Here is a 14,866-nt window from a genome sequence, read left to right as displayed (position 1 = left end):
TCGTATTTGAGATATGAAAAATATATATATGATAAACTATTCATATGAAAAAACATATAATGGAGCTGCATAAATGGATATCCGTCAATTACATTACTTTAGAGAAATAGTTAAACAGTCCAGTATTTCTAAAGCTGCAGAAGCACTTCATATCGCACAGCCACCTCTCAGTCAGCTTTTAAAAAAACTAGAGACAGAGCTTGGCACGACTTTAATCCATCGGTATCGTAAAAAATGGGAACTGACGGAAACAGGTGAGATATTGTATCAATATGCGGAGCAAATGATTTTGCAAATGCAGGATGTGAAGCAAAGAATTCAGGAAATCGAACAAGGTAAAGCAGGAACTATACGTATTGGTGTTTCTTCTGCATGCTCCAATATGCTGATCGACTACATTAGTATTTATCGAACACAATTTCCAAACGTCAAAATCAATATTATTAACGGCAACTCAGAAGAATTGTTAAAAAGACTCGAACAAAGAGAAATAGATTTAGCATTTCTTTTACGTCTAAGTAGTAGCGAACACTATGAGATGAAACTATTAAAAAAACAACCGTATGTCGTTATAGTTCCGACTAGCTGGTCCATGCCATTTTCAAACCCATACGTAACATTTAAACAAATCGCCAAATTACCTTTTATCCTGTTGGCTGCAATGGAAGGACATTCTTTCCACGAAGAAATACAGAGTGCGTTTGAAAAACATCATATAGAACCAAATATTATCATTGAATGCAAGGATATATCTATGGTGACATCCCTTGTCAGTAAAGGTTTAGGAGTATCCATTATTCCCAGAATGGATTACGCATCGTCCTTTTTAGAAAATCTAACGCTATTCGAATTGAAACAGTTTAGCCATAATGTGGAGCCTGTCATCTTAAAATTAAAAGATGCCCCTACCTCAAAAGTAGTGGCTCAATTTTGGGATATTGTAGATTAGTGCCCAATAGAGCAGAGAAAAGTAATCTGCCATCCAAAAAATCCCAATGCTACACACTATTCAACGATAGTATGCTGCATAGGGTTTGACTTATTGCTCTGCTCTAATTTTTTCTATTTCTTGCGCCCAAGCGTCAATGTTTTGATGGATCCGCTCATACTCATCATCGACCTCTTTGTTTTTCTCATCTCTTAGTTGTGTATTGATAGCTTTTAGTTGTCCTTTATGTTGATCGACCTTCTCGGTAAGTTCTTCTTCCTGTTCAGAGGTAATCAGCTCTTCTGAAACTAAAACTTTAATCATTTCTCTAAAGCGGCTACTTTCTATATTGACTGCATTACTAAGTTTCATGGACAGTTGCCCTATTGAATATTTTGCGTTTGAAACCGCAAAACCATTTGGTCCTGATAGTCGGATATGAAGTGTATCTATCAAACTTGGGATTACCCACTTTTCTGCAATACTATTATTTAGCTCTTCGCTGTTGTCAGCAGAAATGTACTCCCCATTCCCTGCTTCGGCTACTGCTTTTAACTGGTCTTCTCCTTTTTGATCCACATTAAATCCAATAATATTCACTTTACGATTTTCGTTATTCTGTGCAAATTCTTCTGCTGCTTTAACTGGGTCTCCATCACAGGTTTCTGCTCCATCACTAACGATATAAACTGTTATTGGTCCTTCCACGTCCTTGCTAGCTTCATGAGCCGTCTCAATAGCAGCGGCAAGTGGTGTCCATCCTTTAGCAGCTACTTCATCTACCGTAGTATCAAACTCTTTTTCGTTATAATTTTGTAATGGATATACTTCATCTATTTTCGTACATGACAGTTCTTTGTCCTTATTTTCCTGGGTTCCAGCGTGTCCATACACATAGAGCGATACTTCATTTTCCTCTCCAAGTGTTTTCGCAAATCGCTTAACTGCAATTTTAGCAATACCCATTTTTTGCTTACCATCTACCGAGAGCAACATACTCGAACTGGCATCCAACAATAGAAAAGCTTTTGTCGGAACAACCTCTTCGCCGTTACCATTTGCTCCAAACTCCTTCGTCGGTTTTGGCAAATATGGCTCGTTCATAACTGCCGCATAATTAATCTGCTGATCTAACAAATCCGTATATACTTTACTTCCAAAGTAATACCTTAAAGCCTTAAACATTGTATCTGTATCACCCGTTGCTGCTATCACACTTTCTAGCTCTTTCTTTTCCTCTTCGCTTAGCTCCCTAGTTTCCTGTGGCCAACTAGAAGTTTCATGCTCTAAAGTGTAATCAAGCGCAAATAATCCCGGCTCCACATCCTTCCACTCTTCTAACGTTGTAGGAATTACCGCTTGGATGATTTCACTAAGATCAACTTCTTTTGTGTCAGTTTTCTCCACCGTCTGTTTTTCTTCTACCGCATTCTCCTCGGCTTGCTTTGTTACCTCTGCTTCTTCGTTCCCACTACAGCCTGAAACTAGCAATGTGAGTAACGTTATTGGAATAATATACCTAAACATAGATAGACCTCCTTTAATGCCATTAGTTTCTATACGTATGTAAGTAATATATGTTTCAATGAAAATGAACATAATTTTTCCTCTTGTTATGATAGAGAAAGCATCTGAGGTGTAAGAAAGCACATGCAAGGCATATTGTTTACCTATATGTCTAAAATTCACTTCCCTTACTGAAAAACAACAATCCCTTGCAGATGAAATAAACATCGACGATTACGTCAACGTTTAATATACCGATCTAATTTATTATTTCTACTTTGAATAGTAAAATGGATAAGATCATTATGAGAAGCGATAGCAGATTTTCGCAAGTTTATGTGGTTCTTTTATTGGCAAATATTGAAATAATCCCTTATTATGCATTTAATTTTGTTGTAATAGGAAAGTTAAGATGATTCATTGACTAAATCAAGACTGGAAATTGTTATGAACAGGAGAGGATTTTTTTGCGTTTATGGCACCAAAGTTTACTCAGCGTTTTGCCGAAATCACAGCTCTTAGCACAGTGGCGTGAGTTAAATAGTATTTTCGCGAAGGACGACCGCCATATTTTGATTAATTATATTTATGACTATCCGAAAGATGATTTGTTTGCCTACACGAAACTTGTTCTGCGTGAAATGCGTGCACGTAATATTAATATTCGAACATTAGATAAAATGGAGAGATATTTTGCAGATGGACCTTTTGAAAAGGTGACCCATCCGTTCATTCATCATCATAACGAGGAATATATCGAGATATGTTATTTTAATCTAAAAGAAAAATTTATGCGCGGGCAGAAAGATTTTGATGCAGCGCGTTATGAGACTTTAACTAAAATGTATGAAGTGGAGAAAGGAAAATAACATTTAAGGGAAAGAAACCATTCATATACGCGTGTTTCTTTATATAATCTATTCTTCTTGTATGAATTTCACCTTCTCATATCCACAATTCTTACAAACCATTAAATGAGGACAAATCTTATTTTTAGCTGTATTTTGATAACCATCACCCATTTTCACCGTTTCTTCATCATTGTAATGTCCATAAGGATCTAAGTAATCAGATACCTTTCCCGTATCCTCTAATCGTGTATTACATGTTGGGCAAGAGATATCTAATTCTTTTAATGAGTTACATAAAGGACAAATTGCCATAAGTATCACTCCTTTTTCGACTAATTTTATATTTTTTTATCACATGCTTAGGTTACAGTAGGTTTTCCCAAAAAGAGAATTTTATTGAAAAAAATCGTAACCCCATATGGAATCACGATTTTCATCCTTAAGTTTCTAATCTTAATTTCCACCACGTTCATCCACATGGTGATTATTTTGACCATCTTTCACCTGAAGTTCTTCTTTCTGTTTGTCACTTAACTCATTGGGCTTGCCTTGTTCAACTGTTTCATCTTTTGGATTGGAGGATTCCTTTTTATGATTCGGTTCTTTTGTCATTACATTCACCTCCCTAATATTTGTTTCAACATTACTTTTCCCTAAAATATTCATTTCTAACATTTTTCTTTAGAAACTGAAAGACTCGAGCGGGGGTTATTACAAATAGCTAGTATTTTACCTTCTTACACAGGGACGATAATAATCCCTTGTTCAACAATATGAACAAGGGATTATTATCGTTTATTGGAATAAGTTAATTGTCGTAATAATAATAGGCATTGCAAACACATCAATGAGGAATGCTCCGACAATTGGTACTACTAGATATGCTTTTTTGGATGGACCGAATCTTTCTGTTACAGCAGCCATATTCGCCATGGCATTAGGTGTTGCCCCTAAACCATGACCAGTGAAACCAGCTACCATTACAGCAGCATCGTAATTTTTTCCTAATAGACGGAACAGAACAAAGATGCCAAAAAGAATGATAAAAATAACTTGGACGATAACAATTGCAATTAATGGAAGCGCCAAGTCCGCTATTTCCCAAAGTTTAATGCTCATTAGTGCCATGGATAAGAAGATCCCCAAAGAAATATCACTTACTAAGCCGATACTTTTCATATCTACTGTTTTAGGATTAAATTTATCTACAATATTTCTCACGATAACTGCTACAAACATAGCCCCAACGTATCCTGGAAGAACAAATCCTGTTGCAGAGGAGAACAAACCTCCTAAGTAAGTTCCAAGAGCCATACAGAAAGTTATGAGGAATAGTTGAGTAAAAAAGGTATTCGTATTAATTGTTTTGCCTTCCTCTTCAATTTCAACCTCTGTAACTTCATCCGTTTCCGTTGATTTCAAATCATACTTTGTAACAAGATATTTAACAACTGGTCCTCCAACAAGTCCCCCTGCAACAAGGCCGAACGTAGCAGCTGCTACACCGATAGATAGTGCCGAATTAATCCCCAAATCTTCAACTGTTTGTCCAAATGCAGTTGCAGCACCATGTCCACCTTCCATTGAAACAGCGCCAGCCATCATCCCTATTAAAGGATGAAGATCAAATAAATACGCCATAGACACACCAATCGTGTTTTGTGCAAGCGCTAAAAATCCACAAGCTAGCCAGTAAATGACGAGTAGCTTACCACCTAATTTTACAAGCTTAAAACTTGCTCCCAAGCCAACTGTAGTAAAAAAGGTAAGCATGAACAATCCCTGTAAGGATGTATCTAAGGTTATTTCAAACAAACCAAGAGATTTTGCTAATGTAGCGAGCAATGCAAATAGTAATCCCCCTACAACTGGAGCGGGTATACAGAACTTATTTAAGAATCCAATCTTCTTTACTAGGTATGTACCTAAAACTAATAGCGCTATGGAAAGAAAGATTGTTGTCGTTTGATCAAGTGCTAGTGTCATACTTTCTTCCTCCTAAAAATGATGTAATTGCTTCATTCGTCAAATATGCTCCGAGTTTAACGGTACGATTATTTTCATCCATACTTGGATTTACTTCCGAAATATCAAAAGACAAGGCTTTTTCATGAGAAGTTACTGTCTTGATAATTGCACGAACAATGGAGGGATCCAAGCCAAATGGTGATGGAGCACTTACACCAGGTGCAAATGCAGCATTGAGTACATCCGTACATAGTGTAAGCATGATCCAATCATGCTCTTGGATAAACTTCTCTATCTCTGTTTTCACTTGGGTCATCTGACCATCGTGCATATCCTCTTCTAAAATATATTGGACATTTAGTTCATCAGCCCTGTTGAATAATTCTTGCGTATTTCCGAAACGTTGGATTCCAAGCACGAAGTAACTACTGTTCTCATCTTGTTCAAGTATTTGTCTGAACATCGTACCCGAGGAAGTCTGTTCATCGTATGGTCGCAAATCGAAGTGTGCGTCAATGTTGATAATTCCTAGCTTCGCTTCTTTCCCAATATTTTCTCGAACTCCTAGGTAATGTCCGTAAGCGGTTTCATGTCCGCCCCCAAGAATAATCGGGATCATTTTTTTACTCAGCACACTATTTACTACTTCCCCTAGCTGTTGTTGCGCTTTTTCTAAATCATTTCCAACACACTCAATTGTCCCTATATCAGCAAGATGTTTTCCAGTTGCTAACTTCCATGGGAGCTTTGCCAATTCGGATCGTAATGCATCAGGTGCTTTTGCCGCTCCTAGCTGACCTTTGTTTCTACGAACTCCTTCTTCACTTTCAAAACCTATAATTACACAAGTCTCCTTTATAGAATGAAGCGCTTCCATTTTTTCTAATTCAACGATTTGGTGATACCGGAAACTTGTTCGATCTTCCAGATGATCCGTACGTCCCGACCAAATATCCTTCTTCACTTTTTTCAGCAAGTCTATTCATCCTTTCTTAAATTGAAGAAATTACATTTTTATCAATTATAAATTAACCTATTTATAAATTCTAATATATAATTACTATAAATATATAGTTTTAAACTATAAGTAATAGAGGTGTTATGGATGGATTTAAAACAACTTAATTATTTTGTGACAATTGTCGACCATAAGAGCTTTTCCAAAGCAGCACAAATACTGCATATTTCTCAACCTTCATTAAGTAATGCAGTAAAAAGTCTAGAGAATGAATTAGGTTTTCAAATTCTTGACCGTAATACGAGGAATATTGAATTAACGGAAGCTGGAACTATTTTATATAAAAAGGCATCTCGTCTTTTATTGGAGATGGATATCGTAAAAAAAGAGATGGAGGATGTAAAGAACATCGGAAGCGGAGAGATACAGCTCGGCATGATTGAATCGGTAAAGCATTGGATTCCAAAGGTGATTCTTCAATACAATGATGATTTCCCTAATATACGCATCAAACTAACCGAAGTATTAAGTGGAGATGATGTAAAAAATTCGTTACGAAATTACAAGACACATGCCATCATCACTAACCAATTTATACAAGAGGATGATATTGAAACAATCCCTTTGTATAATGAAAAACTAGTATTAGTTCTTCATGAAAGCAATCAGTTGATGAATCATGCAAACCTTACTTTAAAGGACCTAGTAGGAGAACCTTTTATTATTAGCAGTGAGGGGTTTCAAACAAGAGAAGATGTGTTAAATGCTTTTGCAATGGAAGACGCGATTCCAACTACAAAGTATGAGATAGAGCGTTTTGAAACGGCATTAAGCCTAGTACGAGAAGGTATTGGCATCTCGCTAATTCCCGAGAACTATCTACAAGCCCTACCTGATAATACACTTGTAAAAAAGTGTATCGATTCTCCTGCCCTGGATAGAACTGTCTATTTGACTTATCTAAAAAACCGCTATGTATCACCGGCCATCCATGCATTTATAAATAAAACAAAGCTGTTTTTTAGTTAAACCAGGTACAAAAAGCTGATAGAAAAAATACTCCAAAGAGCATTCATTCTATCAGCTTTTATATTTCTATTAACATGCCGGGCTCTGCTAATTCAATGTTTGGATTCCCTAGCTTTTTCGCACTAACTACTAAATCGGTTAAATTCCCGTAGTGTGGAAGATGTGTTAATAACACCTTTTTGGCATTTGATTGATGTGCGAGTATGCCTGCTTGCTCGGATGTCATATGCCCAGAAGCTGCTCCGTCCATCCCTTCATACAAACTGCATTCTGTAATGAGGAGATCGGCGTTTGCTGCAAACGGGATTAAGTCATGCGTGAAGCTAGTATCGGATGTAAATACTACACTTTTACAGTCACATTCAATTTTTATACTATATGTTTCTACCGGATGGATATTTCGCTTAAATGTACAAGTGAACGGTCCAATTTCCAACTGACTCTTTTCATTAAATGAACTGAATCGAGAATAAGCAACATCCTCTACCTGCTTTTTCACCACATCATCCTCAGGTCCGTAAACACTTAATTCTTTCTTCGTTTTACCTAAATGTGTATTCACCAGTCTAGAAAACAAATACGCACCAATATCACTAAAATGATCATAATGATAATGAGTTAAAATGACATGATCAATCTCATTTAAATCAATATAATTTTGTAAGGCCGTTAAAACACCACTTCCACAATCAATTAATAAAGAAAACCCATCATGCTGAATTAAATATCCTGAACAAGGACCATTCTTTTTAGGAAATCCTCCCCACATACCAATCACCCTACACTCCATAAGTTTTCGCCTCTTTCTTTGAATGATTCTGATGAACTAATTTCTCCAACATCTCCCTAGAACCCTCCTTTCAAATATTACTACCTTTCTCAATAATAAAAAAAGAGCCGTTTAATGCCGGTTTACCCCTAACTCGTCCCGATTTCCCACCGGATCTATCCGGTTACAACAAAGAAACACTAAAGCAAGTCGCTCTAGTGTTTCTTTGAATTTAGTGATTGGCGTCTGGATAACGCCAAAAGTTCATCAAAGTCAGTAAATATAGAAGTGACCGTTTACCCAATCGTAAAATCATAATAGCCCTACGAATTGCTCCTGTACGGCAGACACTCCTTTCCTTGTCTTATGGTTGCTGCCCCCCCTTTTGTTGTATAAGGCGGTCTTTCCGGCAAAACGTTCATGACCAGGAGCCGGATTGTATGATCTTTATAAAATATTTCATCAAATGAAGGGGTTATGGGTGGATCCGTAGTTTCAAATATCCTTTTTTGTAATTCTTCTATATCTACATCAAATGGAATCCCTACTAAAACATTGTCTATTCCCCGCACTTTGTCGGCCACGCCGAAAACAACGCTGCCCCCGCCGCCATTCGCCATACAAACAGCGTACTTAATCATTTTATTGACATTTTCCTCCACAGCACTAAAATTCCATTGTTTAAAGTCTAAGTCCTGCGCCTCAAAATCATCTGCAATATGATGATCCAATTGCTGAATGATCCTCATGATTTCACTTTTATTCTTCATAAGCATATCCTCCTTTCCAGCAAAATTGATCTATATACCAGGCAAATTGGGCAACCAATGCTTAAACAAATAGGAGTACCTTATCACATATATACTCATGGGAACTACTTATTATTATTTATATGTTTGTTTCATCATCGCTGTTTTATTAGTTTTTGGAATTTACGCGTTACTTAACAGCAATTACTGAGACATCTGATAAGACAACTTCCCTATGATTCTTCTTTCAAATAATTCTAACTTTCCCTATAATAAAAGAAAAAGGGGGATGTCCAATGCCAATTTACAATAAACTAGTACGCGACCTAATACCACAAGTCATTGAAAACGCAGGCAGCAAATTCACTACACGCACACTTGATCCTTCCGAACACTTAACGGAGATAAAGAAAAAGCTATATGAAGAAGTACAGGAATTCCAAGAAGCGACCAACCATCAAGATGCTCTAGAGGAACTAGCCGACATTTTAGAGTTAATCCACGCAGCACTTCCAATTCATAATGCAACTTATGAAGATTTAGAGAAAATCCGCATCGCTAAGAAAGAAAAACATGGTGGATTTGAGGAAGGAATATATTTAATAGAGGTTGAGGATGAATAAGTTACTTTTTACTATGTCGAATTTCTTTTAGGATTTAACAAAACTTTCCCCCTCTCTATCTAGCATATATTAGCTAACTGCATTCGCCATACAATCTGGAGTTAAGCTAGCGCTTCCTCCATAGTTCTTTTTTGCATCACTTTCCCTCTTAAGAAATTAATATTTTTCTAATCCATGTATCCTTTCCTCCAGAATCGTTCTATTTAGTTAATGACAAGCGACTTATTATTAGCGAAATTGGAGGACAGTAGAGATGACTACTTATCTTACGGCATACCAAACATTTAAAACGGTTCAAGAAATGGATATGCATGTTGAAAAACATATAATGAAACATTATGCAGAGATGAATGAGAGCGATCGTGCTTTGGTATCTTTGCTAGCTCAATATGCATGTAAGTTCCCTGGTGCCGCTCATTTAAAAGTAGAGACAATTTGTAATGAGGCGAATAAATCAGAGGCGACCGTTAGAAGAACTTTACGTAAATTAGAAAAGCTATCTATCATTCAAAAGATTCCTACCATCCGCAAAGTTTCCAAAGATTATGGTGCTAATATTTTAGTTATTTTACCTTTCGATGACCACTCGAGTTTGACAGCTCGGGGAGAAGAGACACATCCAGTAATACCAATGGATGAGACGACTTCCCCGCAAAAAGAAACCGAGATTTCTTTAATCTCTAATAAAGAATTATTTCATAGTTCGTATTCTACCGATAACGTTTGCTCTGTAAATTCTGTGGATAACTTTTCTGAAAAGAAAGAGCCCACTTTCTATCAACAATTTAAATCAGCTGTTTTTGCTGTATTGGGACAAGAACAGAAATTGGTAAGCCAATTGTATGGGGTTTACAGAAGCCTCACTTATCGTAGTATTCAGCTATTGCCACAAGAGCAGAAATTTTATGAGAATGTTGGTTATCAAGCACTGATGATTTCTTTACACGCAATGAAAAAGAAAAAAATTCGCAACCTTTCAGGATATTTTGTTGGAGTCTTTGAAAAGATTTGCAAACAGGAGTTATTTGAATTCTTTCAGGAACATGAGGAATGAAGGACAACATTTAGTGGTAGTTCGCTACGTCACAAACAAGCAGGAAAATTAAAATAATCACGATTGTTTGAATTAACGGGAATGTTGCTGACACATGATCACTAACAAATAGAAAAGCTTGCGAAAGTGACATGATCACTCCCACAAGCTCTTTTCTTTTATTTCGCTGTAACGCCACCATCTACCGGTAACTCGATACCTGTAATATGGCTTGCTTCGTCTGATGCTAAGAACAATACAGCTGTAGCTACTTCTTCTGCTTTTCCTAGGTTCGGCAGTGCAATTTGAGACAAGAAGAAGTTTTTGTATTCCGGGCTTTCCATATGTGGTGCGCTCATTGGTGTGACGATATAGCCAGGGTATACGGCGTTCACACGAATGTTGTTCTTACCGTAGTCAACAGCTGCTGCTTTTGTGATTGAACGGACAGCACCTTTAGAAGCTGTGTAAGCTCCTGCTCCAGCCATCCCAGTTAAGGCAGAGATCGAAGAAATGTTGACGATAGAACCACCTTCATTTTTCTCCATATGCGGAATTGCGAGTTGCATTCCGAGCATCGTACCGTTGATGTTGATGGCATATGTACGTGCCCATTCTTCTTCGGTTTGATCTAGGAATGGCGTAGCCAACGAAATTCCTGCATTGTTTACTAAAATATCTAATTTGCCAAATGCTTCGATTGTTTTGTTATAAACGTTTTCCCAATCTTCTTTTGAAGCAACATTATGTTTGATAGCAATCGCTTCTCCACCATTTTCTTTGATTTTTGCAACTACTGCTTCTGTTGCTTCAAAATTGATGTCTGTTACGATAACTTTCGCACCCTCTTTTGCAAATAAAAGTGCTTCAGCTTCTCCCATACCGCTTCCTGCTCCTGTAATTACAGCTACTTTTCCTGCTAATCTCATTTCCTTCACCTCATAATCAAATTTTGATAGTCTAACTATCATTTATTTTACTCCTAAAAATGGACAGGTGCAAACTTAAACGGTGTATAATCAAAATAAAGGAGGTTATTCGATGCCACTAAGTGTTCGCGAACAAAATAAATCTACACGTTACCAACATATAGTTTCCGCAGCTGAGCGCTTGTTTCTGCAGCGTGGATTAGATAGCGTCCAAATGCAAGATGTAGCCAAAGAAGCAGAAGTTGGAATCGCCACCGTTTTTCGGTACTTCCCCAAAAAAGATAAACTAATTGTTGCAGTTGCTATTCAAAACCTCGAAAGAATACTTCCTGCATTTGAACAGATTGCCTCTTCCCCTAAAACGGCATATGAACGGTTAGAAGACGTGTTAAATTACTTGCTCGAAGAAGATCAAAACACTCCTAAAGGGAGCTCTTCGAAATTTAGGGAAGCTTTTGAAAGCTATGCTTCCTTTACAAAAGAGCCATTACCAGACATTGATGACTATATCGAGATTCAGAAACAAATAAGTAATAGCCTTATACCGATTATGGAAGATGGGAAAACAGATGGCTCCATTCGAACTGATCTAGCTATAAAAGAAACGCTTATAACAATCATTAATACTTTCGGTACTTTCGTAAATAATGTCGTATTGAAAGCACCTATTTCTTTTTTGGAAGAAGATATAGATCCACATATTCAGCAACGTTTATTAAAAAACATTCTCTTATCTTATGTACGACCTGTTTGAGGCTGGAATCTTTAGAAACTAACTAAAGGAGATACTTATGACGAATCAAAGAAAAATCATGTTGTTCATTGCAACGAGTTTAGATGGTTATATCGCAACAGAGGATGACTCTTTGGAGTGGTTGTTTAAAGTCGAAGGTGAAGGTGATAATGGATATTCCGATTTCTACGATACAGTAGATACAGTAATAATGGGTAGACGTACTTACGACTGGCTGCTAGAACAGGAATTGGAAAGCTTCCCCTATGAGGGTAAGGAATGCTATGTTTTCTCCAGAAACATCAGTCAAGATAATGAAAACGTTCAATTCTTCAGTGGTGATGTAGTGGACTTTACCAATCAATTGAAGAACAAAGAAGGGAACAATATTTGGGTAATGGGTGGTGGAGATCTAATACACTCGTTTATCAAAGAAAAATTAGTGGATGAGCTGATTATAACCGTATCTCCTGTGCTACTCGGAAAAGGAATCCCTTTGTTCAAAGAAACGGAATTTGAAACAGAACTTATCTTAAAGAGCATCAATCGTTTTAACCAATTTGCAGAGCTGCATTACGAAGTAAAAAAGTAACAAGAAGGACAAGACAGTGAAGAGACTCTTTCACATGTCTTGTCCTCTTTATATTTGGGAATCTGCTCCCCTTTTATATCAGACTTTTCACAACTTTGGACATAGTCGACCCATCTGCTTTTCCAGTAAGTAATGGTTTTGCGATTTTCATTGCATCGCCCATATTCATACCTTTTACAAGTCCAGCTTCTGTTAATATCGCTACAATTTCTTCTTCGCTTAGTTGTTTTGGTAAGAAGCTTTTTAGTAGTACTAGTTTGGCTTCTTCTTTTTCTATAAGATCGTCTCGATTTGCATTTTGAGCCCCTTCTAATGCTTGGTTCGTTTGTTTAACTTCACGATTCACAATAGCAATTTCTTCTTCTGGTGAAAGGCTTGAACCTTTTTCTTTTTCCGCACTATCTAGGGCAGATTTTAAAAGGGTTAGTACTCCTTTTGCGAGTACGTCCTTCTCTTTCATCGCACGTTTTAATTGTTCAAATACCGCTGTTTTTATCATATTAATATCTCTCCTTCCACTGTATAACGGTTCAAAGACCATCCTGATAATAAATATAATAGTAATTTTACGCCTTTAAAGTCATTACTGCAAAGAAATACAATGGGAACAGCCCTATTTAAAAGAATTCAAAAAGAGACACCCATAAGGAGTGTCTCTGATTTATTTAATTCTTAGGAATTAAAGTTTTACGATATTAACTGCTTGTGGTCCACGTTGACCGTCTTCGATATCAAATTCCACTTTTTGACCTTCGTCAAGTGATTTGAAACCTTCGCCTTGAATTGCTGAGAAGTGAGCGAATACGTCGTTTCCGCCTTCAACTTCGATAAATCCAAAACCTTTTTCTGCGTTAAACCATTTTACTGTACCTTGTGTCATGTAGATGACCTCCAATAATTGTAGTGAATAAAAAATTCACATATTACAAAAAGTACCGAACAAACACGATTACTTTTTGTAATATGTGAATTCATTGTTTCTGTTAAGCAATTTAATTATTGTTGTAAGTATATAACAGATTTATACATTTGTCCAACAAAACCTTGGATGTTTTTAAGTAAGTATTCACCACTGCTGATCACCTCACATAAATTAATAACAAGGGAAACAGAAAGGAAGATAAATGGATGGTAAATTTTCGATCTTTTCAAGGCACCGTCACCATGATTAATGATTTTGTAATAGGACAAAATGGCGAAGGTGAAGATTGTTATTCATTAATGTCTGTAGCTAACAGAAACGGAGATGTCGTAAACTTCGTGATATCCCCTACTACTTTCTTTGTAGACCATGTCATGGTAGCAGTAGGTGACCAGATTACCGGATATTACGATGCAAATGCCCCTGTTCCTCTTATTTTCCCACCACAATATCGGGCACTTATTATGGTAAAAGATAATTATTATCAAAATGTAAAAGTAGACTATTTTAATAACCAATTAGAGAGTAGTGACGGTCAATTAAAATTAAATATTTCACCATATACGCAAATATTATTAACAAATGGGCAAGCCTTTACAAGAAACCCGGCAAATCGGAATCTGATTGTTATATATGGACCTACCACAAGAAGTATACCAGCCCAAACTACCCCCAATAAAATAATCGTTTGGTGTTAGTGTCTTTTTCCTGTGTCAGAAACATTCAAACAAGCTGGAATGTTTCTGGCACAGGGTCAAATTCCATTCAATACTTCCAATGTTTCTAACACATGATCGAGAAAATCGGCGATATCTTCCATATGCTCTTCGTTAATTTTTTGGACAAACTCCACTTCTATCTTATTTAAATAGCTGGAATCTTTCTTGTTATACACAAAGCTCAATGTTTGTGTTACTTGGATTTCATTTTCCCAAATATCGTTTAGTGCTTGCTCAATCTTTTCACACTGGACAGGCACATTTTGAACACGTTTATTGAAGCGTAATATCAAGGAACATCCTGCATTCCCCCCCAAAATTTCTAATATCTCCCCTGCCAAATCTTCTAAAGATGCTTTTAAAATTATTTCTGCTGTAACAGCTTGTTGATCGACAAGTATAAATTGAACCGCGAATTTTCTTGTGAGGATAGATAAATCTATTTGGTCTACCCTATTTTGGATATTTATCTTACGGTCTAAATTATCTAAATCATATACCTGATTTTCAAAGGCTACTTTCAAATTTTCAAAAACGGTTGGATCATACATATTAAT

General features: G+C 36.7%; 19 protein-coding genes. 8 read left to right on the top strand and 11 right to left on the bottom strand.

The window, feature by feature from the left end; translation table 11 throughout:
• Positions 1-73: 73 nt before the first annotated feature.
• A complete protein-coding gene (locus ACIQ38_RS17625; protein ID WP_402825999.1) occupies positions 74-949 on the top strand; it encodes a LysR family transcriptional regulator in 876 nt (291 codons plus the stop codon).
• Between the two features lie 90 nt (positions 950-1,039).
• Here the strand turns inward: ACIQ38_RS17625 and ACIQ38_RS17620 are convergent, their stop codons facing one another.
• Positions 1,040-2,455: a vWA domain-containing protein gene (locus tag ACIQ38_RS17620; RefSeq protein WP_402825996.1), complete on the bottom strand. Its 1,416-nt coding sequence runs from the start codon at positions 2,453-2,455 to the stop codon at positions 1,040-1,042.
• Positions 2,456-2,901: 446 nt separating this feature from the next.
• Here ACIQ38_RS17620 and ACIQ38_RS17615 point away from each other — a divergent pair, with 446 nt between their 5' ends.
• Positions 2,902-3,303, top strand: a complete 402-nt coding sequence (locus ACIQ38_RS17615) for a pyrimidine dimer DNA glycosylase/endonuclease V (RefSeq protein ID WP_402825993.1) — start codon at positions 2,902-2,904, stop codon at positions 3,301-3,303.
• A gap of 48 nt (positions 3,304-3,351) precedes the next feature.
• Here the strand turns inward: ACIQ38_RS17615 and ACIQ38_RS17610 are convergent, their stop codons facing one another.
• The 4 genes from ACIQ38_RS17610 to hutG form a co-directional block, all read right to left on the bottom strand.
• Complete coding sequence (locus ACIQ38_RS17610) at positions 3,352-3,597, bottom strand: hypothetical protein (protein ID WP_402825990.1); 246 nt, start codon at positions 3,595-3,597, stop codon at positions 3,352-3,354.
• A 141-nt stretch (positions 3,598-3,738) separates the two neighbouring features.
• Positions 3,739-3,897, bottom strand: coding sequence for a hypothetical protein (locus ACIQ38_RS17605; RefSeq protein ID WP_402825987.1), 159 nt, complete (start codon positions 3,895-3,897; stop codon positions 3,739-3,741).
• Between the two features lie 183 nt (positions 3,898-4,080).
• Positions 4,081-5,271 (bottom strand): sodium/glutamate symporter, encoded by a 1,191-nt coding sequence (gene gltS, locus ACIQ38_RS17600; RefSeq protein ID WP_402825984.1) that lies wholly within the window; start codon positions 5,269-5,271, stop codon positions 4,081-4,083.
• Entirely contained in the window at positions 5,255-6,229 is a 975-nt protein-coding gene (hutG, locus tag ACIQ38_RS17595; RefSeq protein WP_402825981.1) for a formimidoylglutamase, read from the bottom strand. The genes gltS and hutG overlap by 17 nt, the downstream gene beginning before the upstream one ends.
• 129 nt (positions 6,230-6,358) lie before the next feature.
• Between hutG and ACIQ38_RS17590 the strand changes: the two genes are divergently transcribed.
• Positions 6,359-7,240, top strand: coding sequence for a LysR family transcriptional regulator (locus ACIQ38_RS17590; protein ID WP_402825978.1), 882 nt, complete (start codon positions 6,359-6,361; stop codon positions 7,238-7,240).
• Positions 7,241-7,298: 58 nt separating this feature from the next.
• On the opposite strand, the gene ACIQ38_RS17585 is transcribed toward ACIQ38_RS17590, so the two are convergent.
• Complete coding sequence (locus tag ACIQ38_RS17585; protein ID WP_402825975.1) at positions 7,299-8,030, bottom strand: MBL fold metallo-hydrolase; 732 nt, start codon at positions 8,028-8,030, stop codon at positions 7,299-7,301.
• Positions 8,031-8,332: 302 nt separating this feature from the next.
• Entirely contained in the window at positions 8,333-8,779 is a 447-nt protein-coding gene (locus ACIQ38_RS17580; protein WP_402825972.1) for an ATP-binding protein, read from the bottom strand.
• Between the two features lie 275 nt (positions 8,780-9,054).
• On the opposite strand from ACIQ38_RS17580, the gene ACIQ38_RS17575 reads away from it, so the two are divergent.
• Positions 9,055-9,381: a phosphoribosyl-ATP pyrophosphohydrolase gene (locus ACIQ38_RS17575; protein WP_402825969.1), complete on the top strand. Its 327-nt coding sequence runs from the start codon at positions 9,055-9,057 to the stop codon at positions 9,379-9,381.
• A gap of 253 nt (positions 9,382-9,634) precedes the next feature.
• Positions 9,635-10,435, top strand: coding sequence for a helix-turn-helix domain-containing protein (locus tag ACIQ38_RS17570; RefSeq protein WP_402825966.1), 801 nt, complete (start codon positions 9,635-9,637; stop codon positions 10,433-10,435).
• Positions 10,436-10,593: 158 nt separating this feature from the next.
• On the opposite strand, the gene ACIQ38_RS17565 is transcribed toward ACIQ38_RS17570, so the two are convergent.
• On the bottom strand, positions 10,594-11,343 hold the full coding sequence (locus ACIQ38_RS17565) for an SDR family NAD(P)-dependent oxidoreductase (protein WP_402826391.1): 750 nt from the start codon (positions 11,341-11,343) through the stop codon (positions 10,594-10,596).
• Positions 11,344-11,455: 112 nt separating this feature from the next.
• Here ACIQ38_RS17565 and ACIQ38_RS17560 point away from each other — a divergent pair, with 112 nt between their 5' ends.
• On the top strand, positions 11,456-12,097 hold the full coding sequence (locus tag ACIQ38_RS17560; RefSeq protein ID WP_402825963.1) for a TetR/AcrR family transcriptional regulator: 642 nt from the start codon (positions 11,456-11,458) through the stop codon (positions 12,095-12,097).
• A 37-nt stretch (positions 12,098-12,134) separates the two neighbouring features.
• A complete protein-coding gene (locus ACIQ38_RS17555; protein ID WP_402825960.1) occupies positions 12,135-12,668 on the top strand; it encodes a dihydrofolate reductase family protein in 534 nt (177 codons plus the stop codon).
• 73 nt (positions 12,669-12,741) lie between these two features.
• Here the strand turns inward: ACIQ38_RS17555 and ACIQ38_RS17550 are convergent, their stop codons facing one another.
• Complete coding sequence (locus tag ACIQ38_RS17550) at positions 12,742-13,167, bottom strand: GatB/YqeY domain-containing protein (RefSeq protein WP_402825957.1); 426 nt, start codon at positions 13,165-13,167, stop codon at positions 12,742-12,744.
• A 180-nt stretch (positions 13,168-13,347) separates the two neighbouring features.
• A complete protein-coding gene (locus ACIQ38_RS17545) occupies positions 13,348-13,548 on the bottom strand; it encodes a cold-shock protein (RefSeq protein ID WP_142539751.1) in 201 nt (66 codons plus the stop codon).
• Between the two features lie 248 nt (positions 13,549-13,796).
• On the opposite strand from ACIQ38_RS17545, the gene ACIQ38_RS17540 reads away from it, so the two are divergent.
• Positions 13,797-14,288: a hypothetical protein gene (locus ACIQ38_RS17540; RefSeq protein ID WP_402825954.1), complete on the top strand. Its 492-nt coding sequence runs from the start codon at positions 13,797-13,799 to the stop codon at positions 14,286-14,288.
• 56 nt (positions 14,289-14,344) lie between these two features.
• On the opposite strand, the gene ACIQ38_RS17535 is transcribed toward ACIQ38_RS17540, so the two are convergent.
• Positions 14,345-14,860 carry a hypothetical protein gene (locus ACIQ38_RS17535; RefSeq protein WP_402825951.1) on the bottom strand — a complete coding sequence of 172 codons (516 nt, stop codon included), beginning with the start codon at positions 14,858-14,860 and terminating at the stop codon, positions 14,345-14,347.
• Positions 14,861-14,866 lie beyond the last annotated feature (6 nt).

It is taken from the genome of Psychrobacillus sp. NPDC096389, assembly GCF_044762855.1.
GTDB lineage: Bacteria > Bacillota > Bacilli > Bacillales_A > Planococcaceae > Psychrobacillus.
Note: the sequence above shows the minus strand (reverse complement) of the source record. Positions and strands in the feature narration are given on the sequence as shown.